The sequence below is a fragment of the Anaerostipes rhamnosivorans genome (genome assembly GCF_005280655.1).
Classification (GTDB): Bacteria; Bacillota; Clostridia; order Lachnospirales; family Lachnospiraceae; genus Anaerostipes; species Anaerostipes rhamnosivorans.
The window spans coordinates 31,436-46,103 of the sequence record NZ_CP040058.1; the positions used below are offsets into that span (position 1 = coordinate 31,436).

16 protein-coding genes are annotated in these 14,668 nt (G+C 41.5%); 15 read left to right on the forward strand and 1 reads right to left on the reverse strand.

The window, feature by feature from the left end; translation table 11 throughout:
- Window positions 1-111: 111 nt before the first annotated feature.
- The 10 genes from AR1Y2_RS00155 (at window position 112) to fba (ending at window position 8,466) form a co-directional block, all read left to right on the forward strand.
- Window positions 112-1,377 carry a PTS transporter subunit IIC gene (locus AR1Y2_RS00155; protein WP_137327144.1) on the forward strand — a complete coding sequence of 422 codons (1,266 nt, stop codon included), beginning with the start codon at window positions 112-114 and terminating at the stop codon, window positions 1,375-1,377.
- A gap of 14 nt (window positions 1,378-1,391) precedes the next feature.
- Window positions 1,392-1,832 carry a PTS sugar transporter subunit IIA gene (locus AR1Y2_RS00160; RefSeq protein ID WP_137327145.1) on the forward strand — a complete coding sequence of 147 codons (441 nt, stop codon included), beginning with the start codon at window positions 1,392-1,394 and terminating at the stop codon, window positions 1,830-1,832.
- A gap of 28 nt (window positions 1,833-1,860) precedes the next feature.
- Window positions 1,861-2,160, forward strand: a complete 300-nt coding sequence (locus AR1Y2_RS00165) for a PTS sugar transporter subunit IIB (RefSeq protein WP_137327146.1) — start codon at window positions 1,861-1,863, stop codon at window positions 2,158-2,160.
- 37 nt (window positions 2,161-2,197) lie between these two features.
- The gene (locus tag AR1Y2_RS00170; protein WP_137327147.1) at window positions 2,198-3,247 is read left to right on the forward strand and encodes a galactitol-1-phosphate 5-dehydrogenase; all 1,050 of its coding nucleotides are present in this window, start codon (window positions 2,198-2,200) and stop codon (window positions 3,245-3,247) included.
- 42 nt (window positions 3,248-3,289) lie between these two features.
- Complete coding sequence (gene rpe, locus AR1Y2_RS00175; protein ID WP_175403691.1) at window positions 3,290-3,931, forward strand: ribulose-phosphate 3-epimerase; 642 nt, start codon at window positions 3,290-3,292, stop codon at window positions 3,929-3,931.
- On the forward strand, window positions 3,928-4,977 hold the full coding sequence (locus AR1Y2_RS00180) for a galactitol-1-phosphate 5-dehydrogenase (protein WP_137327149.1): 1,050 nt from the start codon (window positions 3,928-3,930) through the stop codon (window positions 4,975-4,977). Before rpe ends, AR1Y2_RS00180 begins: the two co-directional genes overlap by 4 nt.
- Before the next feature lie 13 nt (window positions 4,978-4,990).
- The gene (hxlB, locus tag AR1Y2_RS00185; protein ID WP_243118806.1) at window positions 4,991-5,530 is read left to right on the forward strand and encodes a 6-phospho-3-hexuloisomerase; all 540 of its coding nucleotides are present in this window, start codon (window positions 4,991-4,993) and stop codon (window positions 5,528-5,530) included.
- A 41-nt stretch (window positions 5,531-5,571) separates the two neighbouring features.
- Complete coding sequence (locus AR1Y2_RS00190) at window positions 5,572-6,468, forward strand: sugar phosphate isomerase/epimerase family protein (RefSeq protein ID WP_137327151.1); 897 nt, start codon at window positions 5,572-5,574, stop codon at window positions 6,466-6,468.
- A gap of 18 nt (window positions 6,469-6,486) precedes the next feature.
- Complete coding sequence (gene pfkB, locus AR1Y2_RS00195) at window positions 6,487-7,416, forward strand: 1-phosphofructokinase (protein ID WP_137327152.1); 930 nt, start codon at window positions 6,487-6,489, stop codon at window positions 7,414-7,416.
- 201 nt (window positions 7,417-7,617) lie between these two features.
- Window positions 7,618-8,466, forward strand: coding sequence for a class II fructose-1,6-bisphosphate aldolase (gene fba, locus AR1Y2_RS00200; RefSeq protein ID WP_137327153.1), 849 nt, complete (start codon window positions 7,618-7,620; stop codon window positions 8,464-8,466).
- A gap of 89 nt (window positions 8,467-8,555) precedes the next feature.
- On the opposite strand, the gene AR1Y2_RS00205 is transcribed toward fba, so the two are convergent.
- The gene (locus tag AR1Y2_RS00205) at window positions 8,556-9,644 is read right to left on the reverse strand and encodes a LacI family DNA-binding transcriptional regulator (RefSeq protein WP_137327154.1); all 1,089 of its coding nucleotides are present in this window, start codon (window positions 9,642-9,644) and stop codon (window positions 8,556-8,558) included.
- A gap of 309 nt (window positions 9,645-9,953) precedes the next feature.
- Between AR1Y2_RS00205 and AR1Y2_RS00210 the strand changes: the two genes are divergently transcribed.
- The 5 genes from AR1Y2_RS00210 (at window position 9,954) to AR1Y2_RS00230 (ending at window position 14,657) form a co-directional block, all read left to right on the forward strand.
- Window positions 9,954-11,393 (forward strand): NAD(P)/FAD-dependent oxidoreductase, encoded by a 1,440-nt coding sequence (locus AR1Y2_RS00210; RefSeq protein WP_137327155.1) that lies wholly within the window; start codon window positions 9,954-9,956, stop codon window positions 11,391-11,393.
- Window positions 11,393-12,658, forward strand: coding sequence for an NAD(P)/FAD-dependent oxidoreductase (locus tag AR1Y2_RS00215; RefSeq protein WP_137327156.1), 1,266 nt, complete (start codon window positions 11,393-11,395; stop codon window positions 12,656-12,658). The genes AR1Y2_RS00210 and AR1Y2_RS00215 overlap by 1 nt, the downstream gene beginning before the upstream one ends.
- Window position 12,659: 1 nt before the next feature.
- Window positions 12,660-13,010, forward strand: coding sequence for a DUF1667 domain-containing protein (locus AR1Y2_RS00220; protein WP_137327157.1), 351 nt, complete (start codon window positions 12,660-12,662; stop codon window positions 13,008-13,010).
- Window positions 13,011-13,028: 18 nt separating this feature from the next.
- A complete protein-coding gene (locus AR1Y2_RS00225; RefSeq protein ID WP_137327158.1) occupies window positions 13,029-14,072 on the forward strand; it encodes a glycerol-3-phosphate dehydrogenase in 1,044 nt (347 codons plus the stop codon).
- 165 nt (window positions 14,073-14,237) lie between these two features.
- Entirely contained in the window at window positions 14,238-14,657 is a 420-nt protein-coding gene (locus tag AR1Y2_RS00230; RefSeq protein ID WP_137327159.1) for a PPC domain-containing DNA-binding protein, read from the forward strand.
- Window positions 14,658-14,668 lie beyond the last annotated feature (11 nt).

Consider the following 14,668-nt stretch of genomic DNA (forward strand, 5'->3'; position numbering starts at 1 on the left):
GGAAGTACCTTTCACTGTTTTTGATTTTATATGAATGATAATATGAAACTGTAAACAAGAGATAAAACGTTTGGCCAACAATCTCGGAGAAAATTAAAATTGGAGGTACATATGGAAATACTATTAAAATTTTTTCAAGGGTTCGTAAATTTAGGAGCGGTTGTTCTTCTCCCGGTGGTAATTGCAATATTGGGCATTTTCTTTGGTATGAAAATCGGGCGGGCGATCAAAGCAGGTTTATTGGTAGGGATTGGTTTCCAAGGACTCGTTTTAGCAGTAAATTTATTAATTACATCGGTGACGCCTGCAATGGAGTATTACGAAAAGCTGGGATCCGGCTATGATACTTTAGAGATAGGATTTGCGGCACTTGGCGCAGCGTCTTGGACCGTGCCATTTGCAGTATTGGTAATTCCGGCGATCATTTTTGTAAATCTTATTCTAGTTCGTCTTAAAATCACAAAGGTATTAAATGTTGATATTTGGAATTTCATGCACTTTCTCGTGCCGGGTGCTCTTGCCTATAGTTTATCCGGAAGCGCGGTGATCGGATTTATAACAGCTTTGGCATGTGGTGTGATCGTTCTCTTCTTTGGACAGTGGGTTGCAAAACCTTGGCAGGAGTTCTTTGGGCTTGAAGGAACAACATGTACCTGTCTCTGCTTTGTCGCATGGGCATATCCAATCTCATACGGATTGAATAAGATCATTGATAAAATTCCTGGCCTTAATAAAGTAGATTTAGATATGACAAAAATCGGTGATAAACTAGGCGTGTTTGGAGACCCTGCGATGATCGGTGTGTTTGTAGGTGCGTTCCTGGGAATTATTACAAAGCAAAGCCCAGGAGAGATTCTTACAATGGCTATGGGTGTTGCGGCAGCCATGGTACTGATCCCGAGAATGGTATCTATCATGATGGAAGGTCTATCTCCAATGGGACAGGCGGCGAACGACTATATGCACAGAAAAATTGGTGAAGACGCAGATATATACATAGGTATGGATATTGCACTTGGTCTTGGAGATCCGGCATGTATTACATGTACTGCTATCATGATTCCGGTTACCATCCTTCTTGTATTTTTGGTACCTGGTATGAGATTTTTCCCGCTCAGCCTTTTAGCTGAAATCTGTTATATGACACCGATGGTCGTATTAAGCAGTAAAGGAAATCTATTCAGATCCCTTCTTGGTATGACTGTTATGATGTACTTAACACTTTTCCTGGCAAATATGTTTATTCCGGAAGCTACACAGATGATGTCTGCTACAAATGTGGATTTTGGAAAACTTGTGACAGCATCTCACTTTGGATGGAATCCTGGCAACCTAATCGTATCATTTATTCATAGAATTATGATGATGATTGGATAAGAGAGGGGAGTTCAATGAAAACGAAATATTTGGTTATTCACGGATCAGCCGACAGTAGTGAACAAGCAATCAAACTATGTGGAGACGCCTTATATAAAGCAGGTATAGTCAGTAAAGATTTTGGGAATCTGTGTGCCGAGCGTGAAAAAAATTTTCCAACAGGACTTCCTACAGAAATTCCTACGGCAATCCCTCATGTAAAAGATGAAGGAATTTCACAGAATGCAATTTGTTTGCTGAAATTGGACGGTCCAGTAACATTTAAGAGGTTGGATGATGATACAGAGGAAGTAAAAACAGATATGATTTTTAATCTGGCGATTAAGGATGCAAACGAGCATTTAACAGTACTTCAAAAAATGATGGCATTTTTAAATAATCCTGAAGTTTTATCAATATGCAAAAACCTTTCAAATGAAGAAACAGAGATTTATTTGCAGGAACAATTAGGATGAGAACAAGTCATAGTAAAGGAGAAGAATTATGGCAAAAGAGGTAAAAGTATTAGTAGCGTGTGGCAGCGGTGTTGCAACATCCACAATCGCACAGGAAGAAATTAAGGAAATTGCAAAAAATGCTGGCGTTAAAATAAGATTGATGAAGGGGACGATTTCTGAGGTTCCCACAAAGCAAAAAGATGTAGATGTAGTATTTACTACTGCAAATTACCGTAATCCTCTTGAGAAACCATATCTCAGTGTATTTGGGCTTGTTTCTGGAATTAATAAAGAAGCAACAAAGAAGAAAGTTGAAGAGTTGCTTAAAACTATTTCAGAGGAGTAAGAGTAAGCTGAAGATGGAAAGGATCAGGTGGAAATAGATGAAAGCAGGAGTTTTACACGCAAGAGATGATATCAGATATGAAGACGTACAGACTCCCAGGCCGGAGGCTGGAGAAGTACTTGTGAAAGTAAAATATTCTGGGATCTGCGGATCAGATGTACCCAGAGTGAATGAGAACGGGGCGCATTTTTACCCAGTCATCCTTGGACATGAGTTTTCAGGAATTGTCGAGGAAACGGGAGAGGGCGTGACAAAAGTCCGGAAAGGCCAGCGGGTAGCTGGCGCTCCGCTGGTTCCATGTATGAAATGCGAAGATTGTCTCAAGGGTAATTATGCACTTTGCAAGCATTATAGTTTTATTGGGACAAGACAAGCAGGCAGCTTTGCAGAATATGTCTGTCTTCCAGAGCAAAATGTGGTTCCTTTTAAGGATACAGTATCTTTTGAACAAGGTGCATTGTTTGAACCCGCAGCAGTTGCTCTTCATGGATTACAGTGTCTTCCTTATGAAGGAGGAAAAACGGTTGCAGTTCTGGGAGGCGGGACCATCGGATTGCTTGTCATGCAATGGGCAAATATTTTCGGAGCAGCAAAGACCGTTGTATTTGATATTGATGATGACAAAATTGAACTGGCAAAACAGATGGGCGCAGCCGATGGCATAAACACCTTGAAGGAAGGATTTATGGAAAAGGCAATGGAGCTGACGGGCCAAAAAGGCTTTGATTATATTTATGAAACTGCAGGAAGTACCATTACGATGAAGATGGCGTATGAACTGGCAGCAAATAAAGCCGGAATCTGTTATATAGGAAAGCCTACAAGAGAACTAACATTTTCTGTGGAAGAATGGGAAAACATGAATCGTAAGGAGTTTACTCTGACCGGATCCTGGTTATCTTATTCTGCGCCATTCCCCGGACACGAATGGAATTGTGTGGCACATTATTTTGCAACGGGACAGCTAAAAGGGGAAGAATCCCTGATCTTTAAAAAGCTGCCGTTATCCAGGATCTCAGAAGGTTTTGAGATGTTTAAGACTCGTGGTGCAGTAAAAGGAAAGATTTTAATCGACAGTGAAAGATAAATGTCCGAACCGATAAAAGAAAGAGGTATGACAGTGAAAGATATGAAATTATCTCCGTCAATCTTCGCAGCAGACTTAGGAGAGTTAAAAAAACAGATCAAAGAATTAGAAGACAGTAACATAGATTTTATCCATGTGGATGTGATGGATGGACATTTTGTAGAAAGAATGGCATTTGGAGCAGATCACATCAAAGCATTAAAATCAATGACTCATATCCCATTGGATGTCCATTTAATGATAGAACATCCGGAACTGCATATTGAGAGCATTGCAGATGCAGGGGCGGATATTATAACAATCCATCAAGAATCTACAGCAAGGGTATTAAGCTGTTTACATAAAATCCGTAATAGAGGTATCAAGGCAGGAATTGTGTTAAGTCCGGGAACACCGGAAGAAACGATCAAGTATTTATTAGATGATTTGGATATGATTCTTTTAATGAGTGTAAATCCAGGAGAGGGCGGTCAGCACTTCTTAGGTTCTGTCGTGGATAAAATAAAAAATGTAAAAGCAATGGTTGGAGATAGAGATATTGATATTGAAGTAGATGGAAGTATTGATAATAAGACGATAAAGCCATGTTATGAAGCGGGGGCAAATGTATTTGTATCCGGCGGATATTTATTCCAAGGTATCAAGGAGCATACAGAGACTTTAAGAAAGGCTGTGAAGGAATGAAAGCATTAACATTTTATGACGTCCAAGATTTAAGATATGAAGAAGTACCCGATCCTAAAATTGAAAAAGACGATGACGTTATTGTAAAAGTGAAGGCCGTTGGGATTTGCGGTTCGGATATTGCAAGATACCGTAGTTTAGGACCTTACGTAAAAGGGAATGTCTGGGGGCATGAGTTTTCAGGAGAAGTTATAGAAATTGGTTCTGCAGTCACAGAGTTAACAGTAGGTGACCGTGTGGTAGGCTGTCCGAATATGGTTTGCCATGAATGTGGATATTGTAAAAGCGGACATCCGTCAAGATGTGAATCATTAAATACAATTGGAGCTTATGTACCTGGTGCATTTGCAGAGTATATTAAAATGCCGGCTGTCAACCTTGTTAAAATGGTGGAAGGCATGACATACGAACAAGGAGCGTTAGTAGAGCCGGCAACGGTTGCTATCCATGGATTATATCAGACAAAAATTAAAATGGGATATGAAGTTGCCGTTGTTGGATGTGGAAATATTGGACTTATGGCAATTCAATGGGCCAAAGCATTTGGAGCAAAGAAAGTGTTTGCCATTGATATTGACGCTGCACAATTACAAGTTGCACAGAAATTTGGCGCCGATGTGTTAATTAATTCTACAGATATTGATTTTCATGATGAAATCAGAAAGTATGGAAATGGAGTGGACTTAGCTATCGAATCTGCAGGGAACCCTTTTACTGCTGCAAGAGTGCTTGGATTGCCCCGTAAAGGCGGAGAAGTTGTATATATGGGAATTCCATATGCGGATGTACCAATTCCAAGATTCTATTTTGAAAAAATTATGAGAAATGAATTAAATATTATCGGATCCTGGTGTACTATTTCTGCACCATATCCAGGAAAAGAATGGATGAATGCAGTGGAGTATATCGGAAACAAGAAGGTTGATGTTCTTGGCATGGTGACTCATAGAGTTAATCTGAGCGAAGGTCCTCACATGTTTAAAAAGATTATTTCCAATCCTAAAGGATATGGAAAAGTGCTTTTATATCCGGAAGAAATCATGTAAAGAAGGTGTTATTTTGGGAACGAGAGTAATTATAACAGAGCTTGAACAAGCTGCTAAAAAAATTCCTGAGAATCAGATTCAAAATCTGATTCAAAAAATCAAGACTCATCGAAGAATTTTTGTTTATGGGACAGGAAGATCAGGTTTGATGTTAAAAGCGCTTGCAATGAGACTGATGCAGATCGGTTTGGATGCATATGTAGTCGGAGAGACAACAACACCGTCGGTGGAAAAGGGAGACTTACTGATTGCAGCTTCTGCTTCGGGGGAAACAAGCAGTGTCTGTATGACTGTGCAGTCTGCAAAGAAACAGGGTGCAGATTTGGTTGTGATTTCAGCATCATCAGAATCCACATTGGGAAAAATTCAGACACCAGACATTACAATTAGTTCTGCAACAAAATTTTCGACATCTGATGCAAGTATACAGCCGCTTGGAAGTTTATTTGAACAAATGCTGCTTATAGTGTTTGACGCGGCAATTCTTGAAATGAGTCAGGAAGATAAAGGAAGTAATGATGATATGGCAAAGAGACATGCAAGCCTGGAGTAGCAGAAGATATATCATCTGGGAAGAAAACGAGGAGAATCAAAATGAAAAATAAAATTGGGCTGCAAACAGCATATTGGAATGGAACAACTCCTAAATTAGATATTTATCAAATAGTTGATTTAACAAAGAAATCTAATATGGATACCATTGAACTGAAAGCAGGTGATTTTGTACCATTAACTGTAGAAGAACGCGACAAACTTCGTAATTATATTAAAGATGCAGGCCTTTCAGTAACGATTAACGGGACTGGACTTAGGCCGGAAAGAGATGTTTCCAGTTCTGAAAAAGAATATCATGAGGCTGGTATCAGACATTTATGTAATATGCTGGATCTTTGTGCAGAGATGGGCGCGAAATTGTTTTCTGGAATACCTTATGGACTATGGAATACACGTCCCGATGGAGAGAATGTTACAGAAATTAAAAAGGTCCGTACGGCAAATGCAATAAAAGGATTAACAAAAGTTGCTAAACATGCAGAAGAAGTTGGAGTGACCATCTGTTTGGAGATTGTGAATCGTTTTGAACAGTATACAGCCAATACTGCCGAAGAGGGAATTGCAATATGCGAGGCTGTCAACAATGACTATTGTAAGCTGCTTTTGGATACATTCCATATGAACATTGAAGAAGATTATATTCCGGAAGCCATTCGTAATGCCCATGAAAAAGGGTATTTGGGATATCTGCATATCGGAGAGAGCAACCGGAAAATCCCTGTAGGAGAAAAGAAGACTAATATTGATTGGCAGGCTATTGCAAAAACAATAAAAGATATATGTTTTGAAGGGCCGTTAGTAATGGAGCCATTTGTTCTTGATAAGTCTGCAAGTGCAAAGAGTGTCTCGCTTTGGAGAACTATCAAAAAGGCAGATGATATTGACGGACTTGTCGCTGATGCTGCAGCAGGGGTGAAATATTTAAGAAGTTTATAGTGACTGGAGGAAAAAAGCATGATCACAACGGTAACGTTAAATGCTTCTATCGATAAAGCCTATCATTTGACCCAAAGAATTGAAAATGGTACTGTAATGCGTGTAGCAAATACATACAACAGTGCCGGCGGAAAAGGGCTGAACGTGGCAAGGGTGGCCAGGCTTTGCGGCGCTGATGTAAAGGCAGCCGGTCTTGTCGGCGGATATAATGGCCAATATTTAGAATCACTTTTGGAGTCTGATGGCATTCCTTTTGAGTTTGAACACATTAATGGTGAAACAAGAAGCTGTATTAATATTTTGGATCCGGGTTATGGTTCTACAGAGTATCTGGAAGCGGGATGTGATGTCACTCCAGAGGAGGAAACTGCATTTCTAAAAAAATTTCCTGAAATTATCATAGATAGCGATGTCATAACAATTTCTGGAAGCGCGCCCAACGGAATGGGTAAGGATATATACCAGAAGATGGTGCAGATTGTAAAAGATCAAGGAAAAAAGGTTATCTTAGATACTAGCGGAGAATATTTGGAAGAAGGTCTCAAAAGTATTCCGACTATGGTCAAGCCTAATAAAGATGAAATAGAAATGCTTTTTAATATTAAGATTCACAGCCAGATAGATGTTATTAAATATGCCAGGAAGATCTATGAAAAGGGAATTCCATATGTGGTTATTTCTCTCGGAGGAGATGGGGCTTTGCTTGTATGCGAAAAAGGGATCTATCAAGGAAGGCCGCCCGAAATAGAAGTGGTAAATACAGTAGGATGCGGGGACTCAATGGTCGGGGCTTTTGCAGTGGGATTAGAACGCAATATGGAGCCGGAGGATATTTTAAAGTATGCAGTTGCCGTTGCGTCGGCTAACGCACTTTCCCCCAAGACTGGAACCCTTGAACCTGTGAAAAGAGATGAGATTATCCAAAATGTTAAGATTATAAAACTATGACATTTTCCACATAATTTCCGTTCAGCTCTTAGAATGCTTCACTCCAATCATGTAGAAAATGGACGTAATGTCTGCTGGAGAAGGGTTTCTGTCAAAAGAAAGGCCTCCTTCCAACAATAAAGAAAAACTATCGCAGGTGGCGCATTTTAGTTTGTAGCGGCCTGCCAGATAAGGTATGATATCCAGAAAGGGGATAGACTTATGTTGGTAACATCAAATGAAATATTGCTGAAAGCACAGGCTGGGGGATATGCAGTAGGTGCATTCAATGTAGAGAACATGGAAATGGTACAGGCAGTTTTAGAAGCAGCCGAGGAATTAAAGTCACCTGTCATTATGCAGACCACCCCGTCTACTGTAACATATGCGGGACTCGATTATTATCTTGCGAATGTCAAGACGGCTGCAAAGAGAGGATCTGTACCCGTGGTGATGCATTTAGATCACGGAAATAGTTTTGAGCTTGCGATGCAGGCATTGAGAGCAGGATATACTTCAATCATGATTGATGGTTCCCATGAGTCATTTGAGAAGAATATTTCTGTCAGTAAGGCAGTGACAGAGGCCTGTCATCCATCAGAAATTTCTGTAGAAGCAGAACTTGGAAAAGTTGGAGGAAAAGAAGATGATTTAGATGGTGGAGATGACAATCCATATACAGATCCACAGGAGGCAAAGGAATTTGTAGAGAGAACAGGGGTTGATTCTCTGGCAGTTGGAATTGGTACGGCCCATGGGGTATATAAAGGGGAACCAAACATTCAGTTTGACATCTTAAGCCAGATTAAAGAGGTCGTAGACATTCCCCTCGTTCTTCATGGAACAAGTGGTGTGCCGGACGAAGCAGTAAAAGAGTGTATTAAACGAGGAATCTGCAAAGTAAATTATGCTACAGACCTTCGCATTGCATATACAAAAGGAGTTAAAGAAATCCTCGCTGAAAATCCTGATACCATTGATCCTAAAAATTATGGTGCGGCAGGACGTAAAGAAGTAAAAAAGTATGTTATGAGTAAAATGAAGGTTTGTGGAAGTGTGGGAAAAGCATAAAGACGAAATAGAAATTATACAAAGAGAGGAAGCCTTAAAATGCTTCCTCTCTTTGTATATATGCTCAGCGGATGTAAGCGTATTTAATTCTAGGTATTGTTTTTCGCTTTTCCAGTAGAATTGCGGACGATCAGCTCCGGTTCATATTCCAGTCTCATAATGTAATGATGCTTGGACAGGCCGTCTTTTTGGGCATTCTTTTTATAAATAATATCCACCGCTTCCTTGCCTTTAAAAGCAGCCGCGTGCTCGATGGTTGTTAGTGAGATCTGAGGCATGCCTGAGAGAGGGATATTATCAAAACCGCAGACTGAAAAGTCTCCAGGTACCTTGTAGCCGTGGTCTGTGATGGCAGCCATGGTACCGAAGGCTGTCATGTCATTATTGCCTACAAAGGCAGTGGACTTTGTATTGTTTTCGAGAGCTTTTGAGACCAGATCATAACCGTTTAGATACTCGGAATTATCCGGCGTGTATCTGGAATAAGTAGAGAATTTGGAGGACAGCACTTCAATATTATTTAAGTCCATGTTGTAAGCCTTAAAGCTATTCTTTAACCCTTCAAGCCTGTGGAGCCTTCCAATCTCCTTTTGTTTGATCGGAGCTGAGACAAAGGAAATATGTGTATGTCCCAGTGAGATTAAATACTCCCCGAGTATAAAGCCGGGCTTTTTGCTGTCCAGTTCAACGGAATCAAACCTGGAGCCCTCAGGCTTATCCCCGATGGATACCATAGGGACAGATTTAGACAGGTTATTGATCTCCGAGATCTTGGAGGAAGGAGGATATAAAAAGATAATGCCGCTTAAGTCAAAATTAGACAGCATCTTAATATAGTACTCCTCCTGTGAAACGTCACGGATCGTGGACACGGAAAAAACAGTATAACCATATTCCCTTGCGCGTTCCGTGATGGAATGGATCAGCATAGAGTAGTATCCATTGGAAAGGATCGGACAGATCACAATGATCGTCTTGGAAAGTGCAGAAGCTTTCTTTAAGGAATTCTTCTCCGGTTTCTTATATCCAAGTTCTTTGGCGGCAGCTCTTACCTTATCTACGGTTTCCTTTGAAAATGATACGTGGGGTTTGCTGCTTAAGATCATAGAAACACTGGACTGGGAGAGTCCTGTGTATTCTGCGATATCCCTTGTAGTGACCTTATTTCTCTTTCCCATATTGCCCCCTCCTGTGAAATGGAAAAATCTTCGATTTATTTTGATTAATAAAAATTACTAATTGAAACTTTTTATTGATTATTAATATTATACTAATGATTAATAGTAAACACAAGGAAAAACGGGGAAAGGGTTTGTTTTCTAAAAAACAAAAGCCAAAATGGGCAGTTAATCAACGGATAATGATTAATCAGAAGTGGCCAAAAACCGCATGAAATGGGCGTTTCTCAGGTTTGACACAGTGAAATTATTATGATTAGATAAGGTCAGTAAGACAAACAGGGATTCAGTCGAAGGAGGATAAGAACAGTGTATGATGTAGCGATTATAGGTGCGGGGATTACAGGATGTTCCATCGCATACGAATTAGGAAAGTATAATGTAAATGCAGTGGTCATTGAAAAAGAGAATGATGTGGCTGTGGGAACAACGAAAGCGAACAGTGCCATTATCCATGGAGGGTATGACCCGATACCGGGATCTCTGATGGCAAAATATAATATCAGAGGAAATCAGTACATAAAAGAGCTGTGTAAAAAGCTGGATGTTCCATTTAAACAGATTGGAGCCCTGATTGTTGCCTTTGAAGAAAAAGAAGAAAAAACATTAGAAGAGTTAAAACAGCGCGGAGAGAAAAACGGCGTTCCTGACATGGAGATCTGGGATCAGGAAAAATTGAGAAAAGAAGAGCCGAATGTTTCCGAGAAAGCGATCAAAGCATTGTTTTCCCCGAATGTAGGAATCATCAGCCCGTGGGAGTTGGCGATTGCGCTGGGAGAGATGGCGGTAGAAAACGGTATTGAGTTTAAGCTGAATACGGAAGTTACAGACATCCAAAAGAACGGTGACGCCTATGAGATCAAAACAAACAACGGAACTGTGGAAGCAAAATACATCTGCAATGCAGCAGGGGTCAATGCCGACAAAGTAAACGAATACACAAATAAAAAATCTTTTACCATCGAACCGAATAAAGGAGAATACTACTTATTAGATAAAAGCCAGGGAGAACTGGTGAATCACGTGATCTTCCAATGTCCGAACAAGGACGGAAAAGGTGTCCTCGTCTCACCGACCGTCCATGGCAACCTGATTGTAGGGCCTAACTCCCAGCCGACAGATGGAGATGATGTGTCAACCTCAACCGATGGACTATCCTTTGTGAGAAATACAGCTTTAAAATCTGTTCCTGGTATTAACTTCAGGGAGTCTATCCGTAATTTTGCAGGAGTCCGTGCGAGAACAAAGGAAGATGATTTCTTTATCTTTGAAGATGAAGAAAACAAAGGCTTCTTTAATATCTCAGGAATGGCTTCCCCGGGACTTTCTTCCGCACCGGCAATCGCTGTTGACCTGTTGAAGATGATGGAAGCTTCAGGACTGTCTCTGGAAGCAAAAGAAGAGTTCAAGGATGAAAGAAAAGTTAACAGATTTAAGAAGTTAAGCGATGAAGAAAGAGCTGCTTTGATCAAGGAAAATCCATTATACGGAAAAATCATCTGCCGCTGCGAGACAGTGACAGAAGGGGAGATCGTAGATGCAATCCACCGCCCAATCCCTGCAACATCCATTGATGCGGTCAAGAGAAGATGCAATGCAGGTATGGGCAGATGCCAGGGTGGTTTCTGTGGTCCGAGAGTGCAGGAGATCATCTCAAGAGAGTTAAATATTCCATTGGAAAACGTTCCACAGGACCGTGTGGGAATGAACATTATCACAGGAGAAACAAAAACAGGAGGTGCCAAATAATGAAGTATGATGTGATCGTAGTCGGAGGAGGACCGGCAGGACTTGCAGCCGCAGTGGAAGCAAGCAAGAATGGTGCCGATAAAATCTTAGTGGTAGAACGTGACCAGGAACTTGGCGGAATCTTAAACCAGTGTATCCACAATGGATTTGGTCTTCATTACTTTAAAGAGGAACTGACCGGACCGGAATATGCCAATAAATTTATCGAGATGTTAGAGCAGACCAACATTGAAGTGATGCTGGATACGATGGTGCTGGATGTGGATGAAGATAAGAAATGCGTCCACGCTATGAATAAGAAAAATGGATATATGGTACTGGAAGGCAAGGCCCTGATCTTAAATATGGGCTGCAGGGAGAGAACCAGAGGAGCGATCGCAATTCCTGGAGACCGTCCGGCTGGAGTATTCACTGCCGGTGCCGCTCAGAGATATGTCAACATTGAAGGATACATGGTCGGGAAAAAGGTCCTGATCTTAGGTTCAGGAGATATCGGCCTTATCATGGCAAGGCGTATGAGTTTAGAGGGTGCTAAAGTCGTAGGATGTGTAGAACTCTGTCCATATTCTAATGGTCTTACTAGAAATATTGTACAGTGCCTGGAAGATTATGATATCCCTCTATACTTATCTCACACCATTACGGATATCAAAGGGGATAAGAGAGTAGAGCAGGTTGTCGTACAGAAGGTGGATGAAAAGAACCAGCCGATCCCGGGTACTGAGATCACATTTGACGTAGATACTGTACTGTTATCTGTAGGGCTGATTCCGGAGAATGAGCTTACAAGGGCAGCAGGTATCACAATGGACCCAAGGACAAATGGGCCGGTGGTATTTGAAAATATGGAGACATCCGCAGAAGGTGTTTTTGCAAGCGGAAATGTTGTGCACGTCCATGACCTGGTAGACTTCGTAACTGCCGAGAGCCAGAAAGCAGGAAGAAGTGCCGCTGCATATGTAAAGAACGGTGAGACCGAAGACCAGACTTATATTGAACTGAAAAACGGTGACTGTGTAGGATATACGGTTCCTCAGAAAGTCCGTCCTTCCAATGTGGATAAGATGGTGGAAGTGATGTTCCGTGTGCGTAACGTATACAAAGACGTGGCCATTAAGGTTACTTCCGGAGGAGAAGAATTGGCTTCCTTTAAGCGGGAACACATGGCTCCGGGTGAGATGGAGAAAATCGTGATTCCAAAGGCATTTTTGGAGAAGGTGAAGAATGGCGAGATCACTGTGTCTGTAGAAAAGGTAGGTGCTTAACATGACAGATTTAATTTGTATTGTTTGTCCGAAAGGATGTCATTTAAAGGTCGATGAGGAAAATGGATATAAAGTAACCGGAAACGGATGCCCGAGAGGAGCCGTTTACGGAGAAAAAGAATTAGTCAACCCTACCAGAGTCATTACATCTACTGTCAGAGTAGACGCAAAGACGGCCAGAAGAGTTCCGATCAAAACAAATGGCGATATTCCAAAAGGAAAGATATATGATATCATGGATGAGCTGACCAAAGTAACAGCGAAGGCCCCGGTAAATGTCGGAGATGTCATCATTAAGGACGTTCTTGGACTGGGAGTAGATATTGTGGCAACAAAGAAAGTTACAGCATAAGCATTTTAGGAGGAAAACATGAGCGTTATTACATTTATTTGTGCAGGACAGATGGCATCAGCAATTACATTTCCGGCAATGGAAAACGGACACGAGGTCCGTTTGGTAGGTTCTCCGCTGGATAGGGAGATCATTGACGGATTAAAAAAAGATAACTTCCATATCACATTAAAGAGAACTTTACATGACGGTATCAAATACTATCAGATCGAAGAATTAGAGGAGGCTCTTGAAGGAGCGGACGCAGCGCTCTGCGGCGTCAGCAGCTTTGGTTTAGACTGGTTCTGCGATGAGATCCTGCCGGTGATTCCGGAAAGTGTACCTCTGCTTTCAGTGACAAAGGGAATGGTTGATCTGGATGATGGAACATTGGTACCTTATCCGGTGATCTTTGAGGAACGCCAGCCAGAAGGCAAGAACCTTGACATCAATGCCATCGGCGGACCTTGCACCAGCTACGAGCTGGCAGACCATGACCACAGCCATGTTGCATTCTGTGGAAAGAACATGGAAACTCTTAAGATGTTCAAAGATCTGCTTGCAACAGACTACTATCACATTACTCTCTCCAAGGACGTTGTCGGAGTGGAATGTGCCGTAGCTATGAAGAATGCTTATGCACTTGGTGTTACTCTGGCTGTCGGCCTTTCCGAGAAGATGGAAGGAAAGATCGGTATCCAGCACTATAATTCCCAGGCTGCATTGTTCGGACAGAGCGTTAAAGAGATGACAAAGCTTCTGCAGCTGATCGGGGGAGGTCCGGAAAATATCGTGCACGGTGCCGGAGATTTATATGTAACAGTCTTCGGAGGAAGAACAAGAAAGATAGGAACCCTTCTTGGACGCGGATTAAGCTTTGACGAGGCAATGGAAGAATTACAGGGCGTGACTCTGGAATCCATTGTCATTGCAACAAGAACAGCCCGTGCCGTCAGAAAGCTTGCTGACCGCGGAGTGGTTTCATTAGACGAATTCCCGCTTTTGATGCATGTGGATTCCATCATCAATGAGGGTGCAGAAGTGAATATCCCTTGGGATGACTTCACAATGATCAAAGAATAAATTGTTGACCTTTTACAGGTGGCTGTTTTAAATTAACTTGATAATCCAGAAGGCGCTTTCCACAGTGTGGAAGGCGCCTTTTGGCTTGAAAGATAAAAGATCTGGTTCTATAATGAAGAAAGATACAGCTTGTTTAAGAACATAAAATAATAAGGAGGATTTCTCATGGAATACCGGAAGTTTGGAAATCATTATGTTATAAGACTGGAAAAGGGCGAAGAAATTGTTGCGAAGGTAAAAGAATTATGTGAAAAAGAGGATGTGAAACTGGCATCTTTAAGCGGAATCGGAGCTGTAAATAAGGTAACGGCAGGCCTGTTTCAAACGAAAGAGAAGAAGTATGTAAGCAAGACTTATGAGGAGGATATGGAGATCGTCTCACTGGGAGGTAATGTTTCTTTGATGAATGGGGAAACCTATTTACACTTCCACATTAGCGTCGCCAACGAGGCAGGAGAAGTCCGGGGAGGACATTTGACGGAAGCTTTTATCAGTGCCACGGGAGAACTGGTACTTACCAGGATCGAGGGTACGGTGGACCGTGAATACAGTGACGAGATTGGGTTGAACTTATTAAAATTTTAAGAGGAGAAGCG

Excerpts from the sequence above, each read along its gene's own strand:
- AR1Y2_RS00155 (WP_137327144.1), top strand. The coding sequence starts at position 112 with ATGGAAATACTATTAAAATTTTTTCAAGGGTTCGTAAATTTAGGAGCG.
- AR1Y2_RS00160 (WP_137327145.1), top strand. The coding sequence starts at position 1,392 with ATGAAAACGAAATATTTGGTTATTCACGGATCAGCCGACAGTAGTGAA.
- AR1Y2_RS00165 (WP_137327146.1), top strand. The coding sequence starts at position 1,861 with ATGGCAAAAGAGGTAAAAGTATTAGTAGCGTGTGGCAGCGGTGTTGCA.
- AR1Y2_RS00170 (WP_137327147.1), top strand. The coding sequence starts at position 2,198 with ATGAAAGCAGGAGTTTTACACGCAAGAGATGATATCAGATATGAAGAC.
- rpe (WP_175403691.1), top strand. The coding sequence starts at position 3,290 with ATGAAATTATCTCCGTCAATCTTCGCAGCAGACTTAGGAGAGTTAAAA.
- AR1Y2_RS00180 (WP_137327149.1), top strand. The coding sequence starts at position 3,928 with ATGAAAGCATTAACATTTTATGACGTCCAAGATTTAAGATATGAAGAA.
- AR1Y2_RS00190 (WP_137327151.1), top strand. The coding sequence starts at position 5,572 with ATGAAAAATAAAATTGGGCTGCAAACAGCATATTGGAATGGAACAACT.
- pfkB (WP_137327152.1), top strand. The coding sequence starts at position 6,487 with ATGATCACAACGGTAACGTTAAATGCTTCTATCGATAAAGCCTATCAT.
- fba (WP_137327153.1), top strand. The coding sequence starts at position 7,618 with ATGTTGGTAACATCAAATGAAATATTGCTGAAAGCACAGGCTGGGGGA.
- AR1Y2_RS00205 (WP_137327154.1), bottom strand. The coding sequence starts at position 9,644 with ATGGGAAAGAGAAATAAGGTCACTACAAGGGATATCGCAGAATACACA.
- AR1Y2_RS00215 (WP_137327156.1), top strand. The coding sequence starts at position 11,393 with ATGAAGTATGATGTGATCGTAGTCGGAGGAGGACCGGCAGGACTTGCA.
- AR1Y2_RS00220 (WP_137327157.1), top strand. The coding sequence starts at position 12,660 with ATGACAGATTTAATTTGTATTGTTTGTCCGAAAGGATGTCATTTAAAG.
- AR1Y2_RS00225 (WP_137327158.1), top strand. The coding sequence starts at position 13,029 with ATGAGCGTTATTACATTTATTTGTGCAGGACAGATGGCATCAGCAATT.
- AR1Y2_RS00230 (WP_137327159.1), top strand. The coding sequence starts at position 14,238 with ATGGAATACCGGAAGTTTGGAAATCATTATGTTATAAGACTGGAAAAG.